17 protein-coding genes are annotated in these 26050 nt (G+C 61.9%); 6 read left to right on the top strand and 11 right to left on the bottom strand.

Annotation, left to right across the window (positions count from 1 at the left end; translation table 11 throughout):
- The first annotated feature begins 70 nt into the window (after positions 1–70).
- From AC1DIJ_RS20425 to AC1DIJ_RS20400, 6 genes are read left to right on the top strand one after another with little or no spacing between them, the layout of a single operon-like run.
- Positions 71–1324: a sarcosine oxidase subunit beta family protein gene (locus AC1DIJ_RS20425; RefSeq protein ID WP_112385576.1), complete on the top strand. Its 1254-nt coding sequence runs from the start codon at positions 71–73 to the stop codon at positions 1322–1324.
- On the top strand, positions 1324–1725 hold the full coding sequence (locus AC1DIJ_RS20420; RefSeq protein ID WP_112385575.1) for a hypothetical protein: 402 nt from the start codon (positions 1324–1326) through the stop codon (positions 1723–1725). Before AC1DIJ_RS20425 ends, AC1DIJ_RS20420 begins: the two co-directional genes overlap by 1 nt.
- A 12-nt stretch (positions 1726–1737) precedes the next feature.
- The gene (locus AC1DIJ_RS20415) at positions 1738–2097 is read left to right on the top strand and encodes a sarcosine oxidase subunit delta (RefSeq protein ID WP_112385574.1); all 360 of its coding nucleotides are present in this window, start codon (positions 1738–1740) and stop codon (positions 2095–2097) included.
- Positions 2094–5087 (top strand): sarcosine oxidase subunit alpha, encoded by a 2994-nt coding sequence (locus AC1DIJ_RS20410; protein ID WP_112385573.1) that lies wholly within the window; start codon positions 2094–2096, stop codon positions 5085–5087. The genes AC1DIJ_RS20415 and AC1DIJ_RS20410 overlap by 4 nt, the downstream gene beginning before the upstream one ends.
- Positions 5080–5628 (top strand): sarcosine oxidase subunit gamma, encoded by a 549-nt coding sequence (locus AC1DIJ_RS20405; RefSeq protein WP_112385572.1) that lies wholly within the window; start codon positions 5080–5082, stop codon positions 5626–5628. The genes AC1DIJ_RS20410 and AC1DIJ_RS20405 overlap by 8 nt, the downstream gene beginning before the upstream one ends.
- A 13-nt stretch (positions 5629–5641) precedes the next feature.
- Positions 5642–6040, top strand: coding sequence for a VOC family protein (locus AC1DIJ_RS20400; RefSeq protein WP_112385571.1), 399 nt, complete (start codon positions 5642–5644; stop codon positions 6038–6040).
- Between the two features lie 14 nt (positions 6041–6054).
- Here AC1DIJ_RS20400 and AC1DIJ_RS20395 read toward each other — a convergent pair whose 3' ends face one another.
- The 11 genes from AC1DIJ_RS20395 to AC1DIJ_RS20345 all read right to left on the bottom strand — a co-directional run bounded on the left by AC1DIJ_RS20395 (position 6055) and on the right by AC1DIJ_RS20345 (position 25956).
- Positions 6055–6540, bottom strand: coding sequence for a MaoC family dehydratase (locus AC1DIJ_RS20395; RefSeq protein WP_112385570.1), 486 nt, complete (start codon positions 6538–6540; stop codon positions 6055–6057).
- A 90-nt stretch (positions 6541–6630) separates the two neighbouring features.
- The gene (gene glgX, locus AC1DIJ_RS20390; protein WP_112385569.1) at positions 6631–8601 is read right to left on the bottom strand and encodes a glycogen debranching protein GlgX; all 1971 of its coding nucleotides are present in this window, start codon (positions 8599–8601) and stop codon (positions 6631–6633) included.
- A gap of 10 nt (positions 8602–8611) precedes the next feature.
- Positions 8612–10243 carry an alpha-D-glucose phosphate-specific phosphoglucomutase gene (locus tag AC1DIJ_RS20385; protein ID WP_112385568.1) on the bottom strand — a complete coding sequence of 544 codons (1632 nt, stop codon included), beginning with the start codon at positions 10241–10243 and terminating at the stop codon, positions 8612–8614.
- A gap of 6 nt (positions 10244–10249) precedes the next feature.
- A complete protein-coding gene (gene glgA / locus AC1DIJ_RS20380) occupies positions 10250–11692 on the bottom strand; it encodes a glycogen synthase GlgA (RefSeq protein WP_112385567.1) in 1443 nt (480 codons plus the stop codon).
- Positions 11693–11696: 4 nt separating this feature from the next.
- Entirely contained in the window at positions 11697–12959 is a 1263-nt protein-coding gene (glgC, locus tag AC1DIJ_RS20375; protein ID WP_112385566.1) for a glucose-1-phosphate adenylyltransferase, read from the bottom strand.
- A 22-nt stretch (positions 12960–12981) separates the two neighbouring features.
- Positions 12982–15189: a 1,4-alpha-glucan branching protein GlgB gene (gene glgB, locus AC1DIJ_RS20370; RefSeq protein WP_112385565.1), complete on the bottom strand. Its 2208-nt coding sequence runs from the start codon at positions 15187–15189 to the stop codon at positions 12982–12984.
- Positions 15186–17648, bottom strand: coding sequence for a glycogen/starch/alpha-glucan phosphorylase (locus AC1DIJ_RS20365; RefSeq protein ID WP_112385564.1), 2463 nt, complete (start codon positions 17646–17648; stop codon positions 15186–15188). The genes glgB and AC1DIJ_RS20365 overlap by 4 nt, the downstream gene beginning before the upstream one ends.
- Positions 17649–17922: 274 nt before the next feature.
- Positions 17923–19125 (bottom strand): TadE/TadG family type IV pilus assembly protein, encoded by a 1203-nt coding sequence (locus AC1DIJ_RS20360; protein ID WP_112385719.1) that lies wholly within the window; start codon positions 19123–19125, stop codon positions 17923–17925.
- A 195-nt stretch (positions 19126–19320) separates the two neighbouring features.
- Positions 19321–20202, bottom strand: a complete 882-nt coding sequence (locus AC1DIJ_RS20355) for a transglutaminase family protein (RefSeq protein ID WP_477831532.1) — start codon at positions 20200–20202, stop codon at positions 19321–19323.
- Between the two features lie 4 nt (positions 20203–20206).
- Entirely contained in the window at positions 20207–22621 is a 2415-nt protein-coding gene (locus tag AC1DIJ_RS20350; RefSeq protein WP_112385563.1) for a circularly permuted type 2 ATP-grasp protein, read from the bottom strand.
- Positions 22622–22632: 11 nt separating this feature from the next.
- Positions 22633–25956: a transglutaminase family protein gene (locus AC1DIJ_RS20345; RefSeq protein ID WP_112385562.1), complete on the bottom strand. Its 3324-nt coding sequence runs from the start codon at positions 25954–25956 to the stop codon at positions 22633–22635.
- Positions 25957–26050 lie beyond the last annotated feature (94 nt).

Below are 26050 nucleotides of genomic sequence, written 5' to 3'. Positions count from 1 at the left end.
GTGCCGCTTTTGGATTTGCGATTTGTATGGCCACGAAGAAGAATGCCTGTCCCTAAGGAGATGATGGCGGATGCGGAAATACTCGGTCTTTGCCGTTGCGAGAGAAGCCCTCCGAGCCCACAAGGGCTGGGAGAAGCAGTGGACTTCGCCGGAACCGCGCGCGGAATACGACGTCATCATCATCGGCGGCGGCGGTCATGGTCTCGGTGCCGCCTATTATCTCGCGAAGGAGCACGGTATCACCAATGTCGCGGTGCTCGAGAAGGGCTGGCTCGGCGGCGGCAATACCGGCCGCAACACGACCATCATCCGGTCGAACTATCTCTATGAAGAGAGCATGCACATCTACGAGCATTCGATGAAGCTCTGGGAGAACCTTTCCCAGGACCTCAACTACAATGTGATGTATTCGCCACGCGGTGTGATGATGCTCTCGCACAATGTTCACGACCAGCAGTCCTTCAAGCGGCACATCCATGCGAACCGTCTCTATGGCATCGACAATGAATGGCTGACGCCGGAGCAGGCCAAGGCCTATTGCCCACCGCTCGATATTTCGGCGAGCGCCCGCTACCCGATCAACGGCGCCGCCCTGCAGCGCCGCGGCGGTACGGCCCGTCACGATGCGGTTGCCTGGGGCTATGCGCGCGCCGCCTCGGACCGCGGCGTCCATATCATCCAGAATTGTGAAGTCACCGGCATCCGCCGCGGTCCCGATGGCCGCGTCACCGGTGTCGAGACCAACCGTGGCTACATTGGCGCGAAGAAGATCGGCGTTTCTGCCGCCGGCCACTCTACCGTCGTGATGAACATGGCCGATGTCCGCGTTCCCCTGCAGTCGAGCCCGCTTCAGGCGCTGGTTTCCGAGCCGCTGAAGCCGATCTTCCCCTGCGTCGTCATGTCGAACACCGTGCACGCCTATATTTCGCAGTCGGACAAGGGCGAGCTGGTTATCGGCGCCGGCACCGACCAGTACAATTCCTACTCGCAGACCGGTGGCCTGCAGATCATCACGCATACGCTCGATGCCATCTGCGAGCTCTTCCCGATGTTCCGCCGCGTCAAGATGATGCGCCAGTGGGGCGGTATCGTCGACAACACGCCGGATCGTTCGGCGATCCAGTCGAAGACGCCGGTACCGGGGCTCTACGTCAATTGCGGCTGGGGTACGGGCGGCTTCAAGGCGACGCCGGGTTCGGCGAACCTGTTTGCGCATCTTATTGCTCGCGACGAGGCGCACAAGTTCAATGCCGGGCTGACGCTTGACCGCTTCCGGACCGGCCGCCTCATTGACGAGGCAGCGGCTGCCGCCGTGGCGCACTGATGATTGCGGAAGTCCTTCTTTCGGCGGGACTTGTCATGGGGGCGGTGCCCGCTGGCAATGTCGTGCCGGAAACCGGGGATTTCCGGCTTCAGAAGATCGAGCGGGCAGGGGGCGAGAAGGACTGGCCCTTTGTGGCGGATAGCGGAATGCTGGCCTGCGCCTTCGTTTTCCACCAGCCGGCCGTCTATTTCCTGCCGTCAGAGGGCGGTTCGAAAGACAGGGCTTATGTGATCGATACGGATTTATACGGAATGGCTTTCGCGAATATCGGCATAACGGATGTGTTGAAGCCCTATGAGAATTTCGAGCAGCTGCTCAAACGGATCGGCCCCTATGTCGCGCTTGGCAGGCGGCTTTGCAATCAACCTCCCGGAACCATCGTTTCCGGATCGGAACTCTAAGACAGGTATCACATGCTACTGATCTACTGCCCTTACTGTCAGGAAGAGCGCTCCGAGCTCGAATTCCGCGGCGCCGGCGATGCGCATATCGCCCGCCCAACCGACATCGCGTCGATCTCCGACGAGGCGTTTGAAGAGTATTTCTTCCTGCGCAACAATCCGAAGGGGCTGATCTTCGAGCGCTGGCGGCACATGAACGGTTGCGGCCGCTTCTTCAATGCGGCGCGCGACACGATCAGCGACAAATTCATCAAGACGTACAAGGCAGGCGAGCCGAAGCCTGAGATCGGCGCTGCCGCCGTTCCGCACGCCCCCGTCGAAACCTATGAAGCCGTGGTTGTCGAAGACAACCGAGAGGGAGACGCGAAATGAGCGGCGCGAACCGTATTGTAGGCAAGGGGCGTCTGACGCCTGCCAAGACCGCCCGCTTCACCTTCGACGGCAAGAGTTACACGGCGCTTGAGGGCGACACCGTTGCTTCGGCACTGATTGCCAACGGCGTGCATCTGGTCGGCCGTTCCTTCAAGTACCACCGTCCGCGCGGCATCCTGTCTGCCGGTGCGGAAGAGCCGAATGCGCTGATCGACGTTGCGCGTGACAGTGCCCGCAAGCAGCCGAACGTGCGCGCAACGGTTCAGGAAGTCTTCGACGGCATGATCGTCAAGTCGCAGAACCGTTTCCCGTCGCTCGCCTTCGATATCGGCGGCGTCAACAATCTGATGTCGCCGTTCTTCGCGGCCGGCTTCTACTACAAGACCTTCATGTGGCCGAAGGCTGCCTGGAAGCATGTCTACGAGCCGATGATCCGCCGGGCTGCCGGTCTGGGTGTCGCGCCGACCGAAGCCGATCCCGATCACTATGCCAGCCGCTACGCGCATTGCGACGTGCTGGTCGCCGGTGCCGGCGTTGCCGGTCTTTCGGCAGCTCTTGCTGCAGCCGAAGCCGGCGCAAACGTCATCCTCTGCGACGAGCAGGCGGATGTCGGTGGCGCGCTGCGCTATGACAGCGGCGTCAAGATCGACGGCGTGGATGGCTATAGCTGGGCGCAGCAGACGGCTGCCAAGCTCCGGGCGATGGACAATGTCCAGGTGCTGACCCGCACGACCGCCTTCGGCTACTACAACCACAATTTCGTGGCGCTTGCCGAGCGCGTTACCGACCACGTTTCCAACCCCGGCCGCGAATTGCCGCGCGAGCGTCTGTGGCAGGTGCGTGCCAAGCGGGTGATCCTCGCCAACGGTGCGATCGAGCGCCATATGGTGTTCCCGAACAACGACCGCCCGGGCATCATGCTGGCATCTGCCGCGCGCATGTATCTCAACCAGTACGGCGTGGCCGTCGGTGCGAAGGTCGGCGTCTACACCGCGCATGACTCGGCCTATGAGGCTGCTTTCGATCTGAAGCGCGCCGGTGTCGCGATCGCGGCGATTGTCGATTGCCGCCCGCAGCCGGGTGCCGCCGTTCTGGCCGAAGCCCGTTCGCTCGGCATCGAGGTCCTGGCAGGCCATGCGGTGCTCGATACCGCCGGCAAGCTGCGCGTCTCCTCGATGACCGTTGCGCGCAACGGCGGCAGCTCGCCGCGCAAGATCGCCATCGACGCGCTGCTGGTGTCCGCCGGCTGGACGCCCTCGGTGCATCTGTTCTCGCAGTCTCGCGGCAAGGTGAAGTTCGATGTGGAAACCGAGCGCTTCCTGCCGGGCACCTATGCGCAGGAATGCCTCTCGGTCGGCGCCTGTAACGGCACCGACGATCTGCAGCAGACGATCGAAGAATCGCTTGCCGCCGGTGAACTGATGGCGCAGGCATCCGGCAAGCAGGGCAGCGGCAAGATCAGCATCGCTGCCGAGCAGGCCTTCCAGTGGACCGGCGGCATGATCGGCGCCGCTGAAGGTGCCGGCCCCGATACCAGTGCCAAGGCCTTCATCGATTTCCAGCACGACGTCTGCGCCAAGGACATCCGCCTTGCCGTTCGCGAAGGCATGCATTCGATCGAGCACATCAAGCGCTTCACGACGAATGGCATGGCATCCGACCAGGGCAAGCTGTCCAACATGCACGGTCTGGCGGTCGCAGCCGAAATGCTGGGCAAGGATATCCCGCAGGTCGGTCTCACGACTTTCCGTGCGCCCTATACGCCCGTCACCTACGGTACGCTGATCGCGCATTCGCGCGGCGAGCTTTTCGACCCGACGCGCAAGACGCCGCTGCACCAGTGGGAAGAGGCGCAGGGTGCGGTGTTCGAGGATGTCGGCAACTGGAAGCGCGCCTGGTTCTATCCGCGTGCGGGCGAGACCATGCATCAGGCCGTTTCGCGCGAGTGCAAGACGGCGCGTGAAGTCGCGGGCGTATTCGACGCTTCGACCCTCGGCAAGATCGAGGTCGTCGGCCCTGACGCCGCCCAGTTCATGAACCTGATGTATACCAACGCCTGGGATACGCTGAAGCCCGGCAAGTGCCGCTATGGCATCATGACCCGCGAAGACGGTTTCGTTTACGACGACGGCGTCGTCGGCCGCCTGAGCGAGGATCGCTTCCATGTGACGACGACGACGGGTGGTGCGCCGCGCGTTCTCAACCATATGGAAGACTACCTGCAAACGGAATTCCCGCATCTGAACGTCTGGCTGACCTCGGTCACCGAACAGTGGGCGGTCATCGCGGTTCAGGGACCGAAGGCCCGCGAGATCATCGCGCCGCTCGTCGAGGGCGTCGATATCTCCAACGAAGCCTTCCCGCATATGAGCGTTGCCGAGTGCACGGTCATGGGTGTTCCGGCACGTCTGTTCCGCGTTTCGTTCACCGGTGAGGCCGGTTTCGAAATCAACGTTCCTGCCGATTACGGTCAGGCCGTGCTCGAAGCCATCTGGGCCAATGCCGAGCCGCTCGGTGCCTGCGCCTACGGTACGGAAACCATGCACGTGCTGCGCGCAGAAAAGGGCTACATCATCGTCGGCCAGGATACCGACGGCACTGTTAGCCCTGACGATGCCGGTCTTTCCTGGGCAGTTTCCAAGAAGAAGACCGATTTCGTCGGCATCCGCGGCCTGAAGCGCATCGATCTCACGAAGGAAGGCCGCAAGCAGCTGGTCGGTCTCGTGACAAAGGATCCGAACGTTGTTCTCGAGGAAGGTGCGCAGGTCGTTGCCAATCCGAACGAACCGAAGCCGATGACCATGCTCGGGCATGTCACCTCGTCCTACTGGTCGGAAAATTGCGGCCGCTCGATCGCCTTCGCGCTCGTTGCCGGCGGCAGGGCGCGGATGGGCGAGACGCTCTACATACCGATGCCCGACAAGACTATTGCCGTCGAGGTGACGGATATGGTGTTCTTTGACAAGGAAGGAGGCCGGATCAATGGCTGAGACCGCAATTCGTAGATCCGTTCTCGCTGGCCGTCATGGCGGCTCCTCGGCCGTCCGGTTGACCTCGGCGGCACCCGGAACGCGGGTGGCGCTGCGGGCACCGCAGGCTTCGCTTCAGGCGCTGTCGGCAGCGCTTGGCGTGACCATCCCGAACGTGCCGAAGACATCCGGCCGTTCCGGTGGACGCTCGGTGCTGTGGATCGGCCCGGACGAATGGCTTGTCATCGACGAAAGCGGTGCCGACCTGATGGCCGCTCTGTCCGGTGTCTCTGAGATGCATTCGGCAACCGACGTCTCGCACCGCAATGTCGGCATTATCGTCTCGGGTCCGGGTGCCGAGCTGGCTCTCGCCTCCGGCTGCCCTCAGGACCTGTCGCTCGCAACCTTCCCTGTTGGAGCCTGCTCGCGCACCATCTTCGGCAAGGCCGAAATCATCCTCTTCCGCACGGAAGACGATACGTTCCGTGTCGAATGCTGGCGCTCTTTTGCGACCTTTGTCTTCGGTCTTCTCAGCGAAGGTGCCGAGGACGCTGGGCACTAGGGGCGGATTGTCGATGCTGCATCATATCTCCCTCGGCGTTTCGGACATCGAACGTTCGGCGGCATTTTATGATGCTGTTCTTCAGCCGCTCGGCTACGTTCGGGTTTGGGAAGATCTCCGGCCGGGAGAGGCTGGGCAGGCGGTTGGCTACGGTGTGCCGGGTGGTGGCGACAAGTTGGCGCTGAAGCATGTCTCCGAACGGCAGCGTCCTCCTGGTCCAGGCTTCCACTTGGCGGTTGCAGCACCCGATCGCAACGCCGTCGCGCTATTTCACGCGGCGGCCTTGGCGAACGGAGGCAGCGACAACGGACGCCCTGGCCTCAGACCCGACTATGGCGAGCATTACTATGCAGCCTTTATCGTCGACCCTGATGGCCATCATTTGGAAGCCGTATTGAATTCAGCGGATTAAGAACCGCGCCAGTCTCATGCCGCCGGCCGGTCTTTCGGGTCAAACTGGGCAATGGTGATCCAGTTGGCCGTCAGCGCCGGTTTCTTCTCGTTTTCGATTTCGACCGATACTTCGTAGGTCGTCATCATCATCGCTGCGCCGCGCAGGCGCGCGTCGGCGAGGGTGAAATGGCCGCGGATGCGCGCGCCGGTCTTCACCGGCGACATGAAGCGGATCTTGTCGAAGCCGTAGTTGATGCCCATCGTCTGTTCGCGGATCTTTGGCAGAGCGTCGAAGTTCATCGCCGAGAGCAGTGACAGCGTCAGGAAGCCATGAGCGATCGTTCCGCCGTAGGGACTTTCGGCGGCTGCGCGTTCGGGATCGGTGTGGATGAACTGGTGGTCGTTGGTGGCGCCGGCAAAGGCATCGATCATCGTCTGGTCGACCGTGATCCAATCGGAGATACCGGTCTTGGTGCCGACGAGACCTTTCACGTCGGCGAGCGCAATTTCCTTACCCATACAATCCTCGTCAAAACAGCCGCGAGCATCAAGCCTTATCGCGCCTTTGTGACGGTTGCGACAAGGATTCGCGCCTGATGACCGGCCAGCTCAATTTTCCAGATAGAACATAGCGCTACGGGCAGGAAGCGATACCGTCTGATCGACTTTTTTGCTGCCGGAACGGGTCAGTTCGCGCCATGCCGCTCCGGCTGGAAGTGTGAACGATACGGGCGCGCTTGCGCGGTTGAACAGCACTGAAAGCCGGGTGGTCTTTCGCGCGGTGCCGTCGCGGGTCGCAACCATCATGCCGAAAGACGAGAGGTTCGGCGACTCCCATTCTCCTGTGGTCATCGGCTGACCTGAAGGAGACAGCCAGATGACGTCACCGTTGCCGGTGAAAAAGCTGCTTTCGGAGAAGACCACGAAACGCTTTCTGAGAGCGGAGACAAAGGCGGTGTGGGCGATCAACTCGTCATCGAGCGTTTTCCAATCCACCCAGGTGATCTCGTTGTCCTGGCAGTAGGCGTTGTTGTTGCCGCGCTGGCTGCGGCCGCCTTCGTCACCGGCGGTCAGCATGATGCTGCCGCGGCTGGCAAACAGCGTCGCAATCAGCGCCATCAGGTCGGCGCGGCGCCTTGCGATAATATCAGGATATTTCGTCTCGCCTTCGACGCCGTTGTTCCAGGAATGGTTCTCATTGTGGCCGTCGCGATTGTCCTCGCCGTTCGCCTCGTTGTGCTTGCCATTATACGAGACGAGGTCTTTCAGCGTGAAGCCGTCATGGGCGGCGAGGAAGTTGACGGTGCGGGTTGCCTGACGGCCGTCGCGGCCGAAGATGTCGGACGAGCCTGCAAGTGCGGTTGCCAGTGGTCCGGTCTTCCAGTCGTCGCCACGCCAGTAGCAGCGGATATCGTCGCGGACGCGGTCGTTCCATTCGAGGAAGGGTGCCGGAAAATTGCCGAGCTGGTAGCCGCCGGGACCGATATCCCAGGGCTCGGCGATCATGACGCGATCAGCGAGCACGTCGTCGGCTAGGATCGCCGACAGTGTCTCACCGTGACCTTCGAAGCCGGAGGCCGTGCGGCCGAGCACGGGAGCGAGATCGAAGCGGAAGCCATCGATTGCAGCGCCGAGAACGAAATGCCTGAGGCTGTCGATGATCAGCTGGCGGATATAGGGGTGATCGCAGGCGACTGTGTTGCCGGTTCCAGTATCGTTGACGAGCTCGCCCGGGCGGCCCGGCAGGTGGCGGTAGAAGGAGAGGTTGTCGAGCCCGCGCATCGACAGCGTCGTGCCGTATCGGTCGCTTTCGCCGGTGTGATTGAAGACGAGATCGAGGATGACGGCGATGCCTTCGGCATGCAGCCTGGCGACGGCGTCACGCAGCTCGGCCATGCCGCCGGGGCAGAGGCGGGGATCGAGCGCCATGAAGGCGACGGGATTGTAGCCCCAGCCGTTGGTCAGTCCGAGCGGCGGCAGGTGGCGTTCGTCGATCCAGGCGGTGATCGGCATTAGCTCGATGGCATCGACGCCGATCCGCTTGAGATGCGCAATAATGGACGGGTGGGCGAGGGCGGCAACGGTGCCGCGCTGCTTCTCAGGCACATCCGGATGCAGCATGGTGAAGGGCTTGACCGCGACTTCATAGATGAAGCCGCCGGGACGGAACAGCGGTTTTCCGGGCTTTGCCTTCTGATCGCGTGTGACGATCGCCTTGGGCATCAAGTCCTGGGTCTCTTCACCAAAGGTGCCGAGGCGCGGATCATGGCGGAACGGACGGTCGAGCTCCTTGGCGTAGGGATCGACGAGCAGTTTCGACGGGTCGAACCACAGGCCGTTGTCGGGCGCATAGATGCCGTCGGCGCGCAGGCCGTAGCGTGCGCCTTCCTTCAGATTATCGACGAAGAGGCGGTGGATGTAGCCATCCTCGCGCGCCATCGGCAGGCGCGCGACCTGCTTGTTGCCGCTCTTGTCGAAGAGGCAGAGCTGGATCTCTGCGGCATGTTGCGACCAGACTGTGAACTCGACGCCGGTCTCGAAAAGAACGGCGCCGCCTTTTGCCCTGTTGTCCGCCCGCATGTGCCCCCGGTCAGGTGATGACGGAAGGTGCGTCCCGGCCCGTGCGTTTGCGGATGTCTGCGATGGCTTCCGCGGCGGCGATCAGGTCGGCCAGCGCCTCCTGCGTTTCGATGTTGTGCCGGCTCGAATCCGGCTCGTAACGTTCGATATAGACGCGCAGGGTTGCGCCAGACGTACCAGTGCCGGAGAGACGGAAGACGACGCGGGAGCCGCCCTTGAACAGGATACGGATTCCCTGATGCTCGCTGACCGACTTGTCGACCGGATCGTGATAGGCAAAATCGTCGGCCTTCTCGGCAGTCAGGCTGCCGAAGACCTTGCCGGGCAAGGTAGGAAGCTGGGCGCGCAGATTGTCGATCAGGCCATTTGCGGCATCGGTATCCACGGCTTCATAGTCGTGGCGCGAATAGTAGTTGCGGCCGTATGTCTGCCAATGCTGGGTGACGACGTCCTGAACGCTTTCACCGCGCACAGCGAGGATGTTCAGCCAGAGCAGCACGGCCCACAGGCCATCCTTTTCGCGAACATGGTTGGAACCGGTGCCGGCGCTCTCTTCGCCGCAGATCGTCGCCATGCCTGCGTCGAGCAGGTTGCCGAAGAACTTCCAGCCGGTCGGCGTTTCATACATGCCGATGCCGCGCTTTTCGGCAACGCGGTCAGCCGCGCCCGATGTCGGCATCGAGCGGGCGATACCGGCGAGGCCGCCGGAGTAACCGGGCGCCAGATGCGCGTTGGCAGCGAGGATCGCCAGGCTGTCTGACGGCGTCACGAAGATACCGCGGCCGACAATGAGGTTGCGGTCGCCGTCACCGTCGGATGCCGCGCCGAAATCGGGCGCATCGTCGCCCATCATCTCGTCGTAGAGTTCCTTGCAGTGAACCGGGTTCGGGTCCGGATGGTGGCCGCCGAAATCGGGAAGCGGCATGAAATTGCGGACCGAGCCCAACGGCGCGCCGAGACGGTTTTCGAAGATTTCCTTGGCGTAGGGGCCGGTGACGGCGCTCATCGCATCGAAGGCGATCCGAAAACCGAGGCTGATCAGATTGCGGATGGCGCCGAAATCGAACAGCTCTTCCATCATCGCAGCATAGTCTTCGACCGAATCGATGACCGAGAGAATCATGCCACCCGGAAGCTCTTCCTTGCCGATGCGGTCGATATTGACGTCGCCGAAGTCGGCGATCTTGTAGCTGTCGATCACCTTGGTGCGGGCATAGATCGCGTCGGTGATCTTTTCGGGCGCCGGGCCACCATTGTTGACGTTGTATTTGATGCCGAAGTCTTCGGTCGGACCGCCGGGATTGTGGCTGGCGGAGAGAATGATGCCGCCGAAAGCCTTGTACTTGCGGATGATGTGGGACGCCGCAGGTGTCGAGAGAATGCCGCCCTTGCCGACGATGACTTTGCCGAAGCCATTGGCAGCAGCGAGCTTGATCGCCTTCTGGATGACTTCGCGATTGTAGTAACGTCCGTCACCACCGATGACGAGGCTCTTGCCCTGGTATCCCTCCAGCGAATCGAAGATCGACTGGATGAAGTTCTCAGCATAGTTCGGCTGCTGGAAGACCGGGACCTTCTTGCGGAGACCCGAGGTGCCGGGTTTCTGATCCTGGAAGGGCGTGGTGGATACGGACTTGTTCATTTTCTGTCACTTGCCTTTCGGGGCGAGGCTTGAATACAGGGCAGCGTAGCGTTCGGCGCTCTTCTCCCACGAGACATCCGATTTCATGCCCTGCTTTTGCAGTTGGGTCCAGACTTTTTGATCCGCATAGAGTGTCATCGCGCGGCGGATGGCCTGTAGCATACCCTCAGCCGTGACGGGAGAAAACTGTATTCCTGTCGCAGCTTTAGCGGCAATCGCGGCATGGTTAGCATCGATTACCGTGTCGTTGAGGCCGCCTGTGCGCGCAACGATCGGCACGCAGCCGTAGCGCAGGCCGTAGAGCTGCGTCAGGCCGCAAGGCTCGAATCGCGACGGAATGATGATGGCGTCGCAACCGGCCTGCATGAGATGCGACATTGGCTCATTATAGCCGATCGAGATGCCGATGCGGCCGGGATGGCGGGCGGCGGCGGCCAGAAGCGAGCCTTCAAGCGCCGGATCGCCGGAACCGAGAATCGCGAGCTTGCCGCCGAGTGCGACGATTTCGTCTGCCGTTGCGGCGATGAGATCCATGCCCTTTTGCCAGGTGAGGCGGCTGATGATGCAGAAGATCGGCGCGCCGTCGTCATGCAGCCGGAAGAATTCGGCGATCGACTTGCGGTTCTCTTCGCGGTTCTTCAGTGTCGTCGGGCCATAGTGGGTGTGGACGACGGGATCGGTGGCGGGGTTCCAGATGTCGGCGTCGATGCCGTTGACGATACCGTGCAGCGCATCGCGGCGGCTGGCGATGACGCCCTCGAGCCCCATGCCGAATTCCGGCGTCAGGATTTCGTCGGCATAGGACGGGCTCACCGTGGTGATCGCCCAGGCGGTCTGCAGCCCGCCCTTCAGGTAGCCGAGATGACCGTAATACTCGATGCTCTCGGTCGAGAACGCATGCGGCGGCAGGCGGAGGCCGGGGAAGACTTCTGCGCCGAACTGGCCCTGGAAGGCGATATTGTGAACGGTCAGGACACTCGGCAGTTCGGGTGTCGGGTAGTAGCGCATGTAGACGGGCGTCAGCGCCGCCTGCCAGTCATGGGCGTGGACGAGATCGGGACGCCAGTCCGGCATCAGGCCGGCGGCGATCTCGGCGCCGGCCAGAGACAGGGCGGCGAAGCGCCGCCAGTTGTCGGTGTAGTCCTTGCCGGTCTGGTCCAGATAGGGACCACCCGGGCGATCGTAATAAGCGGGAGCGTCGAGCACGAGGATATCGAGACCCTCGTGCTGCACTTCCAGAACCGTCGCTGGCTCTCCCAGGAGATCATCGAACTGCAGGCGGACGACGGGATCGCGAATGGCCTTCATGACGGCGGGGTAGCCGGGCATGAGGGTTTTCGTTTCGACGCCGTACCGCTTGAGGGCGATGGGAAGGGCGCCCGCCACATCGGCGAGCCCCCCTGTCTTGATCAAAGGGAAGACTTCGGACGAAACCGAAAGGACTTTCATATGTTTAAAGATCCAACTTATCGATCATAGGCTGCGTAATCAGGCAAATGCCGCTCTCGGTGCGCCGGAAACGCTTGGCATCCAGGATCGGATCCTCACCGACGATGAGGCCTTCCGGAATGACGACGCCATGGTCGATCACGACATTCTTCAGCTGCGCGCGGCGGCCGATCTTGACGCTCGGCAGAACGACGGCACCCTCGAGTTTCGAATAGGAGTTAGCGCGCACGCCTGTGAAGAGAAGGCTCTTGTTGAGGCTGGCACCGGAGATGATGCAGTCGCCCGCAACCACCGAGGAGGTTGCCGAGCCGCGGCGGTTCTCGTCGTCATGGACGAACTTCGCCGGCGGGGTGATTTCCGCATAGGTCCAGATCGGCCAGGACTTGTCGTAGATATCGAGATCGGGAACGATCGCCGTCAGGTCGATATTGGCCTGCCAGTAGGCTTCGATCGTTCCGACGTCACGCCAATAGGGCTCGTTCTCGAAGTCTGAGCGGACGCAGGAATTGGCGAAGCGATGGGCGACGGCCTTACCGTTCTTGACGATGTAGGGGATGATGTCCTTGCCGAAATCCTTGCTGGAATTCGGATCGGCCGCATCGCGCTTGAGAGCATCGATCAGGAACTTCGTGTGGAAGACATAGATGCCCATCGAGGCAAACGAGCTATCCGGCTTGCCGGGAATGGCTGGCGGATCGGCGGGCTTTTCGACGAAGTCGATGATCCGGTCGGTCTCGTCGACATGCACGACGCCGAAGCCGGTGGCTTCCATGCGCGGCACTTCAAGGCAGCCGATGGTCACGTCGGCGCCTGAATCCACATGCTGCTGCAGCATGTATTCGTAGTCCATCTTGTAGATATGGTCGCCGGCGAGGATGACCATGTACTCAACGCCGTAATCCTGGATGATGTCGATGTTCTGGTAGACGGCGTCCGCCGTGCCTTCATACCACTGCGTCTCGGAAACGCGCTGGGAAGCCGGCAGGATGTCGAAGCTCTCGTTGCGTTCCGGGCGGAAGAAGTTCCAGCCGCGCTGCATGTGGCGGATCAGCGAATGCGCCTTGTACTGGGTGGCGACGCCGATGCGGCGGATACCTGAATTCAGCGCATTCGACAGCGCGAAGTCGATAATACGGGCCTTGCCGCCGAAATAAACCGCGGGCTTGGCGCGGCGGTCGGTGAGTTCCTTAAGACGGCTTCCTCTACCGCCCGCCAGAACGTAAGCCATTGCATCGCGGGCAAGTGGCTGAATGCGCTTTTCTACCATAGTCTACTCCTCCCACCAGTCTTCAAGTCTCAGGTTCAAGCATGATCGTCGCCAATGGCGGCAAGGTGATCGTGGCGGCGATGGTGCCGCCGGCATTGACGGCTTGCACGCGCCCGCCATTGCCCTTGCCGCTGCCGCCGTAGATGTCGGCATCGGTGTTCAGAACTTCCCGCCAGCGGCCCTCGAGCGGCAGGCGGATAGCGTAGTTCTCGCGATAAACGGGTGTGAAGTTGGTGATCACAGCAACAGGCTTCTGTCCCGGCGCCTTTCGCAGCCAGGCGAAGACCGAATTTTCCTGGTCGTCGGCGATCAGCCACTCGAAACCTTCGCCTTCGCAATCGCGGGCATGCAGCGCCGGCTTCGAGCGGTAGGTAAAGTTGAGATCGCGGACGAGGCGGCGCATACCTTCGTGCATGCGGTACTGCAGGAGATTCCAGTCGAGCGACGTCGCCTCGCTCCATTCGCTCCACTGCGCGAATTCCTGGCCCATGAACAACAGCTTCTTGCCGGGATATCCCCACATGAAGGCGTAGTAGGCGCGCAGGTTCGCGAACTTCTGCCAGTCGTCGCCCGGCATCTTGGCGATCAGCGAGCCTTTGCCGTGCACCACTTCGTCATGCGACAGCGGCAGGACGAAATTTTCGGAATAGGCATAGAGCAGGCCGAAGGTCAGCTCGTTGTGGTGGAACTGGCGATGAACCGGCTCGCGCTTCATGTAGCTCAGCGTGTCGTGCATGAAGCCCATGTTCCACTTGAACCCGAAGCCGAGGCCGCCCTCATGGACAGGCTGGGAGACTTTTGGCCAGGAGGTGGACTCCTCGGCGATGGTCATGACGCCTGGATGTTCGGCATAGATGCGGGTGTTCATATCCTGGAGGAAGCGAACCGCCTCGAGGTTTTCGTTGCCACCATATTCGTTGGGAATCCATTCGCCATGCTTGCGCGAATAGTCGAGGTACAGCATCGAGGCGACGGCATCGACGCGCAGGCCGTCGAGATGGAACTTCTCGGCCCAATAAAGTGCATTGTTGACGAGATAGGACAGGACTTCGGTGCGGCCAAAATTGTAGATCGCCGTGTTCCAGTCCGGATGGAAGCCCTTGCGCGGATCCTCATGCTCGTAGAGCGCCGTGCCGTCGAACCAGCCAAGGCCATGTTCGTCGGTCGGGAAATGGGCCGGCACCCAATCCAGGATGACGCCGATGCCGACCTTGTGGCAGCCGTTGACGAAGCGGGCAAAGCCTTCGGGCTCGCCGAAGCGGGCGCTGGGCGCATAGAGACCGGTCGTCTGGTAGCCCCACGAGGGGTCATAGGGATGTTCGGTGATCGGCAGGAATTCGATATGGGTGAAGCCCATATCGACGACATAGGGGATCAGGGTGTTAGCAAGCTCGTCCCAGGACAGGAACGTGCCGTCTTGGCGAAGCTGCCATGAACCGGCATGCACCTCGTAAATGGAGATCGGCTGGCGGCGCTTGTCGGTTTCGCGCCAGTGCTTGAGATGGGCTTCGTCGTCCCAATCCTGAAGCAGCTCAGGGGCGGTGACGGAGGCCGTCTTCGGACGCAGCTCGCTGCGGCGTGCGAAGGGGTCAGCTTTCAGCGGCAGCAATACGCCGTCGTTGCCGCGGATTTCGAACTTGTAGGGAACGCCTGTCGGTACGTCGGGCGCAAAGATTTCCCAGATGCCGGCGCCTGAGCGGAAGCGCATGACGTGGCGCCGGCCGTCCCAGTTGTTGAAATCGCCGACGACGGAGACGCGCTGCGCATTCGGTGCCCAGACCGCGAAGTGGATGCCCTGCGCGCCTTCATGCTTGATCCAATGCGCGCCCATCTTGTCGAAAAGTCTCAGATGTGAGCCTTCGCGGACATAATAATCGTCCATCGGCCCGAGCACGGGACCGAAGCTGTAAGGATCGGTCACCGCCCATTCGGCATCGCCGCGGCGGGCGCGGTAGCGGACCGGTTGCTGCTTGGTGAGCTTCACCGGTCCGGCGAAGAAGCCGTCCGGATGAAGCTGCTTGAGATCGCCGACGGCGGTGCCGTCGAGTGTCATCGCCGTCACTTCTTCCGCACCGGGAATGAAGCAACGGGCTGCGAAACCATCGCCGGCCTGATGGACGCCGAGCGCGGCGAATGGATTTGCGTGCGAACCAGCGAGGATCGCCGCGATTTCGTCTGCCGAAATTTCCCAGGGACGCTTTACCTCAGGGGCAGTTTTCGGCGTTTTCATCCAGCTCTCCAGATTTCCTCGGCATATTGCCGAATCGTGCGGTCAGACGAGAACCAACCCATCCGCGCCGTATTGTTGATCGTCTTGGTGTACCAGGAGGACTTGTTGTTCCAGATCTGGTCCACCTCGCGCTGAGCGGCTGCATAGGCATCAAAATCGGCAGCGACCATGAACCAGTCGTGCGAATAGATGCCGTCGATCAACTGGGCATATCGGTTCCGGTCGTCCGGCGAGAACACGCCGCCGGCAATCGAAGCAAGCGCCTGCGACAGCTCGCGCGAGCTTTCGATGATCGCACGCGGATTGTGGCCGTCGCTGCGCACCTTCGCCACTTCATCGGCCTGCAGGCCGAAGATCACGATATTGTCTTCGCCGACATTGTCGCGCATTTCGACATTGGCGCCGTCAAGCGTGCCGATCGTCAGCGCGCCGTTGAGGCCGAACTTCATGTTGCCGGTGCCGGAGGCTTCCATGCCGGCGGTCGAGATCTGCTCGGACAGATCGGCCGCGGGAACCATGACTTCGGCCAGCGAGACGTTGTAGTTCGGCACGAACACGACCTTCAGCAGGCCGCGGACTGCCGGGTCGTTGTTGATCGTGCGGGCGACGTCGTTGATCAGCTTGATGATCAGTTTGGCGTTGTGATAGCTCGGCGCCGCCTTGCCGGCGAAGAGCTTGACGCGTGGGGTCCAGTCCATCTCGGGATGCGATCGGATCTGGTCGTAGAGCGCCACGGCTTCGATGACGTTGAGCAGCTGGCGCTTGTACTCGTGGATGCGCTTGATCTGGATGTCGAACATCGCAGACGGGTCGAGCTTCACGCCCATGCGGCTGGCGACGAGGTTGGACAGAGCCACCTTGTTGGCGCGCTTGACGGCCGCGAACTTTTGCTGGAATGCCGGATCGCTGGCAAACTTCTCGAGTGGCTTCAGCTTCTCGGCATCGTCCAGGAACTCGTCGCCGATCGCTTCGCGGATCAGGCCCGTCAGACCCGGGTTGCACTGCTGCAGCCAGCGGCGCGGCGTAATGCCGTTTGTCTTGTTGTTGATACGGTCAGGGTAGAGCTTGTGCAGGTCTGCGAAGACCGTGACCTTCATCAGGTCGGTATGCAGGGCCGAGACGCCGTTGATCGAGTGCGAGCCGACGAAGGCAAGGTTGCCCATGCGCACGCGGCGGTCGCCGCTTTCGTCGATCAGCGAGATCGAGCGGATTTCCGTGTCGGAGAAATTCTTCTCGCGGCGGGCTTCGCGAAGAACCTTGGCGTTGATTGCGTAGATCAGCTGCATGTGGCGCGGCAGAAGGCGCTCGAAGAGCGGGATCGGCCAGGTTTCCAGAGCCTCCGGCAGCAGCGTGTGGTTGGTGTAGGAAATCGTGCCGCGGACGATCTCGAAAGCCTGCTCGAAATCGAGGCCATGCACATCGCAAAGCAGACGCGTCAGCTCAGCCACCGAGACGGCAGGGTGCGTGTCGTTCAGCTGAATCGCCACCTTGTCCGGCAGCGACGTGAAGTCGTCGTACTGCTGAAGATGGCGGCGCAGGATATCCTGCAGCGAAGCGGAGGAGAAGAAGAACTCCTGGCGCAGGCGCAGCTCCTGTCCTGCCGGCGTGCCATCGGCCGGGTAGAGAACACGGGTCAGGCTTTCGGCCTTGTTGCTTTCACGGAGCGCGCCGATGTGATCGCCAGCATTGAAGGCATCGAGCAGGATCGGGTCGATCGGTTGGGCCGACCAGAGGCGCAGCGTGTTGACGCGCTTTCCGCGCCAGCCGACAACAGGCGTGTCGAAGGCGGCGGCGATGACACGCTCTGCCGGCTTCCAGACATAACGCGGCTCGCCGTCATGATCGCCGACGACGTCAACGGTGCCGCCGAAGCCGATTTCGTAAGCGCTTTCACGGCGCTCGAACTCCCACGGATTGCCGTGGGCGAGCCAGCTTTCCGGAAGCTCGACCTGCCAGCCATCTGCAAGCTGCTGGCGGAACAGGCCGTGGACATAGCGAATGCCGTAGCCATAGGCAGGGACATCGACCGTTGCCATGCTTTCCATGAAACATGCGGCGAGACGGCCGAGGCCGCCGTTGCCGAGTGCTGCATCCGGTTCCAGTCCTGCAATGACGTTGACATCGACGCCGAGCGAGGTCAGCGCGTCGCTGACTTCCTCCATCAATCCCATGTTGGAGATGGCATCGCGCATCAGGCGGCCGATCAGAAATTCCAGGGATAGGTAGTAAACGCGCTTGTCGCCGGTGGAATAGACCTTGCGCGTGGATTCCATCCACTTGTCGATGATCCGGTCACGGACGACGAGGATGGTGGCGGTCAGCCAGTCGTGCGGCTTGGCAACTTTGGCATCCTTGCCGATGCGGTAGGTGAGGCGCTCAATAATTTCTTCCGCAAGAATTTCAGGCCGGGAGCTGCGAGGAGCGGGGGAGGGGATGGTCGGCTTGGAAGCTGTTGTCATCGTCAGGTCTCGCCAATTTTGATTTGATTTCAGTATGTTATGCCTGAGGTAATCGCTTTGTCGCACACACGAATACTGTCAGTTTATGCACCGTTACCAAGCACTTGCAACAAAGGATTTAACCAAAGCAAAAATTTGCGGAACCTTCACCTTCGCCCTCACCCCGGGACTTGATTTCAATCGATTTTCCCGATTTGATACAGGGGATTAGCACACAACGAAAAGCCGCCCCGGTTTGTTCCGGAGCGGCTTTTGTTTTGGGGTAATTGGCTGGTTAGTTGGTGAGCAGCGTCAGGGCTCTCGTCGCTGTCTGAGCAATGCTATCGAAGTCATCGACGAGGTCTTCCATCGTCTCGGCTTCGAAGTAAGTGTTGCTCGATGATGCGCAGTATTGCAGCAGGCTCTTGCCCTTGTCCGGCGCCATGAAGGCGACGGTGAAGATCTGAACGCCTGCCTTCTTGGAAGCATCGCAAGCATCGCGGACATTCTTGTCTTTGGTGCTGTTCCATGTGCTGCTGTTGCCGGTCATTTCTCCGTCGGTCATAAGCACGATGTAGCGATCGACCGTGGTGTTGCCTTTCTTGGCGTGTTCCTTGCTTTCTGCGTCCGAGCCGTCGGTGCTCTTCTGGATCGCAGCGGTTGAGACCTGCACTGGCTCCGTTGCGTCAGTTCCGCCTGTCGCCTGCAGGGTCGAAACATAGGTGCGTCCAACGGATGTTCCCCAATTCATTGGGCTGACGCCAATGATCTTGTTTGAGGAGTCGCGCAGGATGCCGTTGTTGTAGGAAACGACGCCAGTGCGAACCAGCGCATGCTGCGGATCGGCCTTATCCAGGGCATCGAAGAGCTTGCCGGCGGCGGCCTTCAGCGCGTCAATCTTGATCACATAGGTCTTGCAAGTCTTGTTGTCGCTTTTGTATTTCGCGCATGTCGTCGTGTCGTAGCCCATCGATCCGGACTGATCGAGAACCAGTTCCATCGACAACGCGGTCTTTGTGTCGTTGGTGCCGCTTGTCGTCGCGCTGTTGCTAGCAAGAGAAACGCTCTTCTTTCCGAAGACGCTCATCAGCGGTGTAAGGCCCATGTTATAAGCCGCGCTGACATTGACCTTGTAGCTTTTGCCGGTGGCCGTCGTCGTCGTCACGACGTTCACGGTGACGTTGTTTTTCAAATAGGCTGCGTCGCTTGCGCTGAGGTAGTTCGCCATCTGGCCTGCAACGAAGTCCTTAGCGAGTTGCTGGGCGGCGGTGGCATCCGCGACCTTTCCGTCTGCAAGCGCGCTTGCGGCCGCGAGTGCGGCAGAATCCGAAGCTTCCTGAAGCTGCCGCTGTGAAGCGACCATGTTTGAAACGTCGATGGCGACACCCGCCGATCCGATGAGGATCGGAACGAGGATCGCCGTGAATATGCCAAAATTACCGGAGCGGTCGTGCAGCAGGCGCGTCACGTGGCTCAAAAAATGAGATTTGGGAGACATCATGTCACCTGCAAAGGGGTTGCGTTAACATGAAGGTTTACAGCCCGATTGTTACCGTACTCCTTAAGTGAAATTGTAAAATTTTATACAACTCACGATTTCGGCACAGAATTTGCGCGCTTCAATGCATTGTCGATATTGGGGACAAGGCTTTCGTGACTTCCGCCCATTAACATCTGTGGCGGTCGGCGGATCTCATTGCTTCAGCGGCACTACATCGACCGCCTGCAACGCCCTCTGCCCGCCATAGCTCTTCAGCACGCCGATCACGGGCGCCACGTCGCTGTAATCGCGGCCGTAGGCGACGACGATGTGGTCGGTGCTGGCGGGGATGTTGTTGGTGGGGTCGAGTTCGACCCAGCCGAGCGTTTCGCCACACCAGACACGCACCCAGGCATGCATGGCATCGGCGCCTTCCAGCCGCTCCTTGCCTGCGGGAGGGATGGTGCGCAGGAAGCCGGAGACGTAGCCTGCGGGGATGCCGAGGCTGCGGAGCGCCAGGATCATCACATGGGAGAAGTCCTGGCAGACGCCGCGTTTCAGCTTGAAGGCATCGAGCGGCGTCGAGTCCACCGTTGTGGCTTCGGTGTCGTAGGTGAAATCCTTGTTGATGCGTGCGCAGAGCGCCGTGGCGATCTGCAGCACGGTGCGCTCTGGCGCTGCACTCTCGCGGGCATAGTCGGAGATCGCGCGGGTTGCCGTCAGACGCGGACTGTCGCCCAGGAAATGATGGGGGGATTCCGGTTCGATGGACCAGATGCCGGCAACTTCTTCCGGCAGGCCTGACAGCGTCGGCGAGAAATCGGCCGAGATCGAATGGCTCTCCACCTGCACGCGGGCCTGCATGCGGATATCCAGTGTCTCATGCGGCGAGCGCAGCAGGAAGGAGGTCGACGGATGGCGGAAGAAATCGGTGAAATGCGATTGCTCGTCCGGCGACGGAGAGATGGTGATCGAGCCGGCGATCAGGCGCTGCCGGTCGGGCAGCGACAGGGGCATCAGGCGCATGATGTGGCGGGCGCCGGAGGCCGGGCTGTCGTAGCTGTAACCCATGTGAAGCGTGAGGTCGTAAAGCACGGCGTCACCCCAGATAGGTTTGTGCGAGAAGATCGGAGAGCGCTTCTAGCTCGCGCTCGAGCTTCTTGTAGACGTCGCCGTTCATCGTCTCCGGCGTCATCACGGCAAGACCGGAATGGAGGCGCATCGCTTCGCGGTAGAAAGGCGACATCTGGCCGTTGATGAAGGCATTCGGCAGCTGCTCCACTTCGCGGTGGATCTCGTTCACCTGGAAGAGGATCGAGCGTGGGTTGAGCGGATCGAGCGCCAGAAGGTCAGTGACAGTCAGCCGCGCGGTGTTGACGTTGTAGCGGCGGCGATGGGTCATGACACTGTCGCCGATCTCAAGCAGCATGTCGAGCGCGCCGTCGGGCGCTTCGGGGCCGGACATGTGGCCGAGCAGCCGGGTCAGATGCAGGCCGCGCTCGATGTAGCGGCCGAGCGACAGGAAGCGCCAGCCGGTGAAGCGGTACATGTTTTCGTGCACCAGACCGGCAAAGCCCGCGAGCTTGCGCAGCAGGATGGTCATGGCGTGGCTGGCGTCGTCGCCGGCGGCAACGGTCATGCGGAAGCGGCGGGCGGTTTTTGCGAGGTCGTTCAGCGCCAGCCAGCCGTCCGGCGAGAAACGGTCGCGGATGTTGCTGGCGGAATAGACGGCGCTGTCGATGTTGCGCAGCAGCGTTTCCGGCACCGGTTCCTCGGTGTCGATGTCGAGTGCCGCCAGATATTCCGAGACGTCGGCCAGCAGCGGCTGGTCCGGGTCGGCAGCTTCGGCGTAGCGGGCGTGCCAGGCGCGCAGGATGCGCAGCGCCCCTTCGGCGCGCTCGATATAGCGTCCGAGCCAGAAGAGATTGTCGGCCGCGCGGCTCGGCAGGCTGCCCGGCATGTTGCGTGTGAAGCTGCCTTCGGCGGGCAGCAGCGTGTGGCGCTCGACCGGCTTGTCGCTGACGATCCACACGTCGGCGGCCGCACCGCCGGATTGCATGGCAATGGCGGCGACATCGTCGCTGGCGCCGATGCGGGCAAAGCCGCCGGGCATGATCTGCCAGCCGTTTGCGGTGCGTGCCGCAAAGACGCGCAGCGACATAGGCCGCGGCGTCAGCTTGCCGCCGACCCAGGCCGGCGTGGTGGAGAGCGTGACGACTTCCTGGCCGACGAGCTTCGGGCCATCGGTGCTCAGCCAGTCGGAGATCGAATCCTTCGCCGTCGCGCGCAGGGATGACCCCAGCACGGATTCGCCGTCGTCGTCGAAGAAGGGGGCGCGCGAGAAGGCAGGGCCGATGACCATCTTTTCGAGATGCTTGGCCACATGCTCCTGCTCGCTTTTCTGCCCGCACCACCAGGTGGCAATCGACGGCAGCTGCAGGTCCTCACCGAGGATCCGGCGACAGATGGTGGGCATGAAGGCCAGCAGCGCGCGGGTTTCAAGAATGCCGGTGCCGAGGCCGTTGACGATCGTCACCGTTTCGGCACGCAGGGCATCGAGCAACCCGGGCGTACCGATATGCGAATTCTGGTTCAGTTCGAGCGGATCGGCATAGGCGCTGTCGAGGCGGCGCCAGAGCACGCCGATCGGCTTCAGCCCGGCGACGGTGCGTACCATGATCCGGCCGTTAACGACGGTCAGGTCCTCGCCTTCAAGTAGCATGAAGCCGAGATAGCGGGCGATATAGGCGTGCTCGTAGTAGGTCTCGTTTGCCGGGCCCGGCGTCAGGACCGCGATGCGGTCGTCGCCGGAATGTTTCATCGTCTGCAGCGTGTCGCGGAAGGCGCCGAAGAACGAGGCCAGGCGGTGCACCGGCGTTTCGGCATAGACGTCGGAGAAGGCGCGGGTCGTCGCAACACGGTTTTCCAGCGCAAAGCCGGCGCCTGACGGCGCCTGCGTGCGGTCTGCCAGCACCCACCAGTTTCCATCCGGGCCGCGGCCGATTTCGAAGGCGCAGAAATGCAGGTAGTGGCCGGTGGCCGGCTTCACACCCGCCAGCGGCCGCTGGAATTCCGGGTTCGAGGCAATCAGGCTGGGCGGCAGGAAGCCTTCCTGCACCAGCGTGTTCTTGCCGTAGATATCCGCAACGATTGCTTCCAGCAGATCTGCGCGCTGGACGAGGCCCGCGGACAATTGCTGCCATTCGCGTTCGTCGATGAGTACAGGAATATGCGACAGCGGCCAGGAGCGTTCGCCGGTGCCCTTGCTGCCATAGGCCCGGTAGAAGACGCCGGCATCGCGCAGATAGCGGTCGGCACGGGCGAAGCGTTCGGCGAGTTCGGGCTTGGGCACGCGCCCGAAGGCGGAGAGGAAGCGCTGCCAGACGGGGCGGATCGCACCGGTGTTGTCGACCATCTCGTCGGCAACACCAGGCAATGGCGCATAGTCGAGAGCCGCATCGCTGGCGCTGCGGGGATCGATTGCCTTGCGTTCCGTTGCCGGTTTCTTGCCCATTAAAACCTAGCCTAAAGCCCTGCCGGACGCCGGAGATCCAGCGTCAGAGGGAATTCTTGCGAACCCGTTTCGGCACGCGGAATGAAGCCGCCTGCGGTATGTCCCCACGGCTCGAACCGGGCAAGCCGCCGTGCTTCCGCTTCGTTGCCGTTGACTGGGAAGGTGTCATAGTTGCGGCCGCCCGGATGGGCAACATGGTAGATACAGCCGCCGATCGAACGCTTCGACCATGTATCATAAATGTCGAAGGTCAGCGGCGTATTGACCGGCAATACAGGATGCAGGCCCGACGACGGCTGCCAGGCCTTGTAGCGGACACCAGCGACGGAAACACCCGACGTGCCGGTTGGCGTCAGCGGCAGGGTGCGGCCGTTGCAGGTCACGGCGTAGCGGGCGCTGTTGCTGGTTTCGAGACGAACCTGCAGACGCTCGACCGAGCTATCGACATAGCGGACCGTGCCGCCGATCGCGCCTTCTTCGCCCATCACGTGCCACGGCTCCAGCGCCTGGCGAACTTCGAGCTTCGAGCCTTCGTATTCCACCTCGCCGCAGAAGGGGAAGCGGAACTCGAGCTGCGCTTTGAACCATTCAGAGCTGAGATCGAAGCCGTTTTCTCTCAGATCCGCCAGCACATCCATGAAGTCGGCCCAGACGAAATGCGGCAGCATGAAGCGATCGTGCAGCGAGGTGCCCCAGCGCACGAAGCCGCCATCGGCCGGGTTCTTCCAGAAGCGGGCGATCAGGGCGCGGACCAGCAGCTGCTGGGCAAGCGACATGCGGGCGTTCGGCGGCATCTCGAAACCGCGGAACTCGACGAGGCCGAGCCGCCCCGTGGGGCCGTCGGGCGAAAACATCTTGTCGATGCAGATTTCGGCGCGATGGGTATTGCCGGTGACGTCGATCAGCAGGTTGCGGAAGAGGCGATCGACCAGCCATGGCCGCGGCGTAACGCCGTGGCCCGGCATCGGCACCTGCGCCATGGCGATTTCGAGTTCGTAGAGGCTGTCGTGGCGGGCCTCGTCGATGCGCGGCGCCTGGCTGGTCGGGCCGATGAACATGCCGGAGAAGAGGTAGGACAGCGAGGGATGCCGCTGCCAGTGCAGGACCAGGCTTTTCAGCAGATCGGGACGGCGCAGGAACGGGCTGTCGCCGGGGTTCGCGCCGCCGACCACGACATGGTTGCCGCCACCCGTGCCGGTGTGGCGGCCGTCGATCATGAACTTGTCGGCGCCAAGCCTTGTGGTGCGCGCTTCCTCGTAGACGGCGGTGGTGATGTCGACGCAATCCTGCCAGTTCGCGGCCGGATGAATGTTGACCTCGATGACACCAGGGTCAGGGGCGACGCGGATGACGTTGATGCGTTCGTCCTGCGGCGGCGAGTAACCCTCGATATGAACAGGCAGGTTCAAGTCGCGGGCGGCATTTTCCGCCGCGGCGATCAGTTCGAGATAATCCTCGATGCGCTCGACCGGCGGCATGAAGACGCAAAGCCTGCCGTCGCGCGGTTCGACCGACATGGCGGTGCGCACTGCGCCGCCGATCTCGCCGATCGTCTGCTCGACGCGTGCCTGGCTGCTGTCATCCGTCTGGCGCGAGGCTTCCGGCATTGCCCGGCCGGCGGGCACCACGACATCTGCCAGCGGCTGGCGTGGAATCGAGGGGTCGGCGGTGTGGATATAGGGATAGCGTGACGGCGGAACGTAGGGCAGGGTGCCGAGCGGCAGCCGGTAGCCGACCGGGCTGTCACCCGGGACGAGGAAGATCTTGCCGCGGCGGGTGCGCCACTTTTCGCTGACCCAGCGCTGGCCCGATGCCTTGGAATTCCAGGCCTGAACCGGGAGAATGTAGCCGGTCGCGACCGTCAGGCCGCGTTCGAAGACGCGGGCGATGCGGTTGCGTTCTTCGGGGTCCTTGAGCTTGGAATTGGACGGATCGACATTTTCGGGGAGRCTGCCCTCCTTGACGATCCATTCGGCCGGGTCCTCGTAAGCGGGCAGAACCATCTCCGGTTCGATCGCCAGTTCCCGGGCGATCGCCGTCAGAAGCTTTCCGGCGTCGTCGGCGGTGACGCCGGCATCCATGCCTTCGGTTGCGATGAGATCGGGATTTTGCCAGATCGGCAGGCCGTCCTTGCGCCAGTAGAGCGAGAAGGTCCAGCGCGGCAGGCTCTCGCCCGGATACCACTTGCCCTGGCCATAGTGCAGGAAGCCGCCGGGGGCGAAGCGCTCGCGGAGCTTGCGGATCAGCACATCGGCCTTTTCGCGCTTGGTCGGCCCGACGGCGTCGGTATTCCATTCTTCGGATTCGAAATCGTCGATGGAGACGAAGGTCGGCTCTCCGCCCATGGTCAGGCGAACGTCCTGCGCCTGAAGGACGCGGTCGATTGTCTCGCCGAGCGCGTTCAGCTCGTCCCAGCTTTCATCGGAGAAAGGCTTGGTGATGCGCGGATGCTCGGCAACGCGGGACACGTTCATGTCGAAGCCGAATTCGGTGTTGGCCTCGCCGAAATAGCCGCCGGAGATTGGCGCGGCATTGCGGAAATGCGGTGTCGCGGCCAGAGGGATATGACTTTCGCCGGTCAGCAATCCCGAGGTCGGGTCGAGGCCCACCCAGCCGGCGCCGGGGAGGTAGACCTCCGCCCAGGCATGAAGATCGGTGAAATCGACTTCGGTTCCGGACGGGCCGTCCAGCGCCTTCAGATCAGGCGCCAGCTGGATCAGATAGCCGGAGACGAAGCGGGCGGCGAGGCCGAGATGGCGCAGGATCTGTACGAGCAGCCAGCTGGTGTCGCGGCAGGAGCCAAGCGCGCTTCCAAGCGTTTCCTCGGGCGTCTGCACCCCGGTTTCCATGCGAATGACATAGCCGATCTGCTGCTGCAGGCGGGCATTGAGGCCAACGACCATATCGACCGTCGGCTGGCCGGGCGTATAGTCGAGCGTTTCCAGAAAGGCCTTCAGCCGCTGCCCGGGCTCTTCCGGCTTCATGTAGATCGAGAGATCTTCGCGCAGCGTTTCCGGATAGTCGAAAGGCCACTTCGTCGCTTCCTCTTCGACGAAGAAGTCGAAGGGATTGTAAACGGTCATGTCGGCGACGAGGTCGACTTCGATCTTGAATTCGGTGACCGGGTCCGGAAAAACGTAGCGAGCCAGATAGTTGCCGTATGGGTCCTGCTGCAGGTTCACGAAATGGTTCGAAGGCGTAACCTTCAGCGAATGACTGAGGACGCGGGTCTTCGAATGCGAGGCCGGTTTGAGGCGGATGACCTGCGGCCCGAGGCGGACCGGCTTGTCATATTTATAGTGCGTCAAATGATAGATGCTGGCCTTGATCGACATATTTCGCCTTATCCGGCGCCGCGTCGTTGCACGGCTTTGCTGTTCCCAAGGGGATAGTGTGCAATGCAGCGAAAGAATGCAAGGCGCAAAGGTT

The sequence above is a fragment of the Rhizobium sp. 10N427 genome, assembly GCF_056394605.1.
Note: the sequence above shows the minus strand (reverse complement) of the source record. Positions and strands in the feature narration are given on the sequence as shown.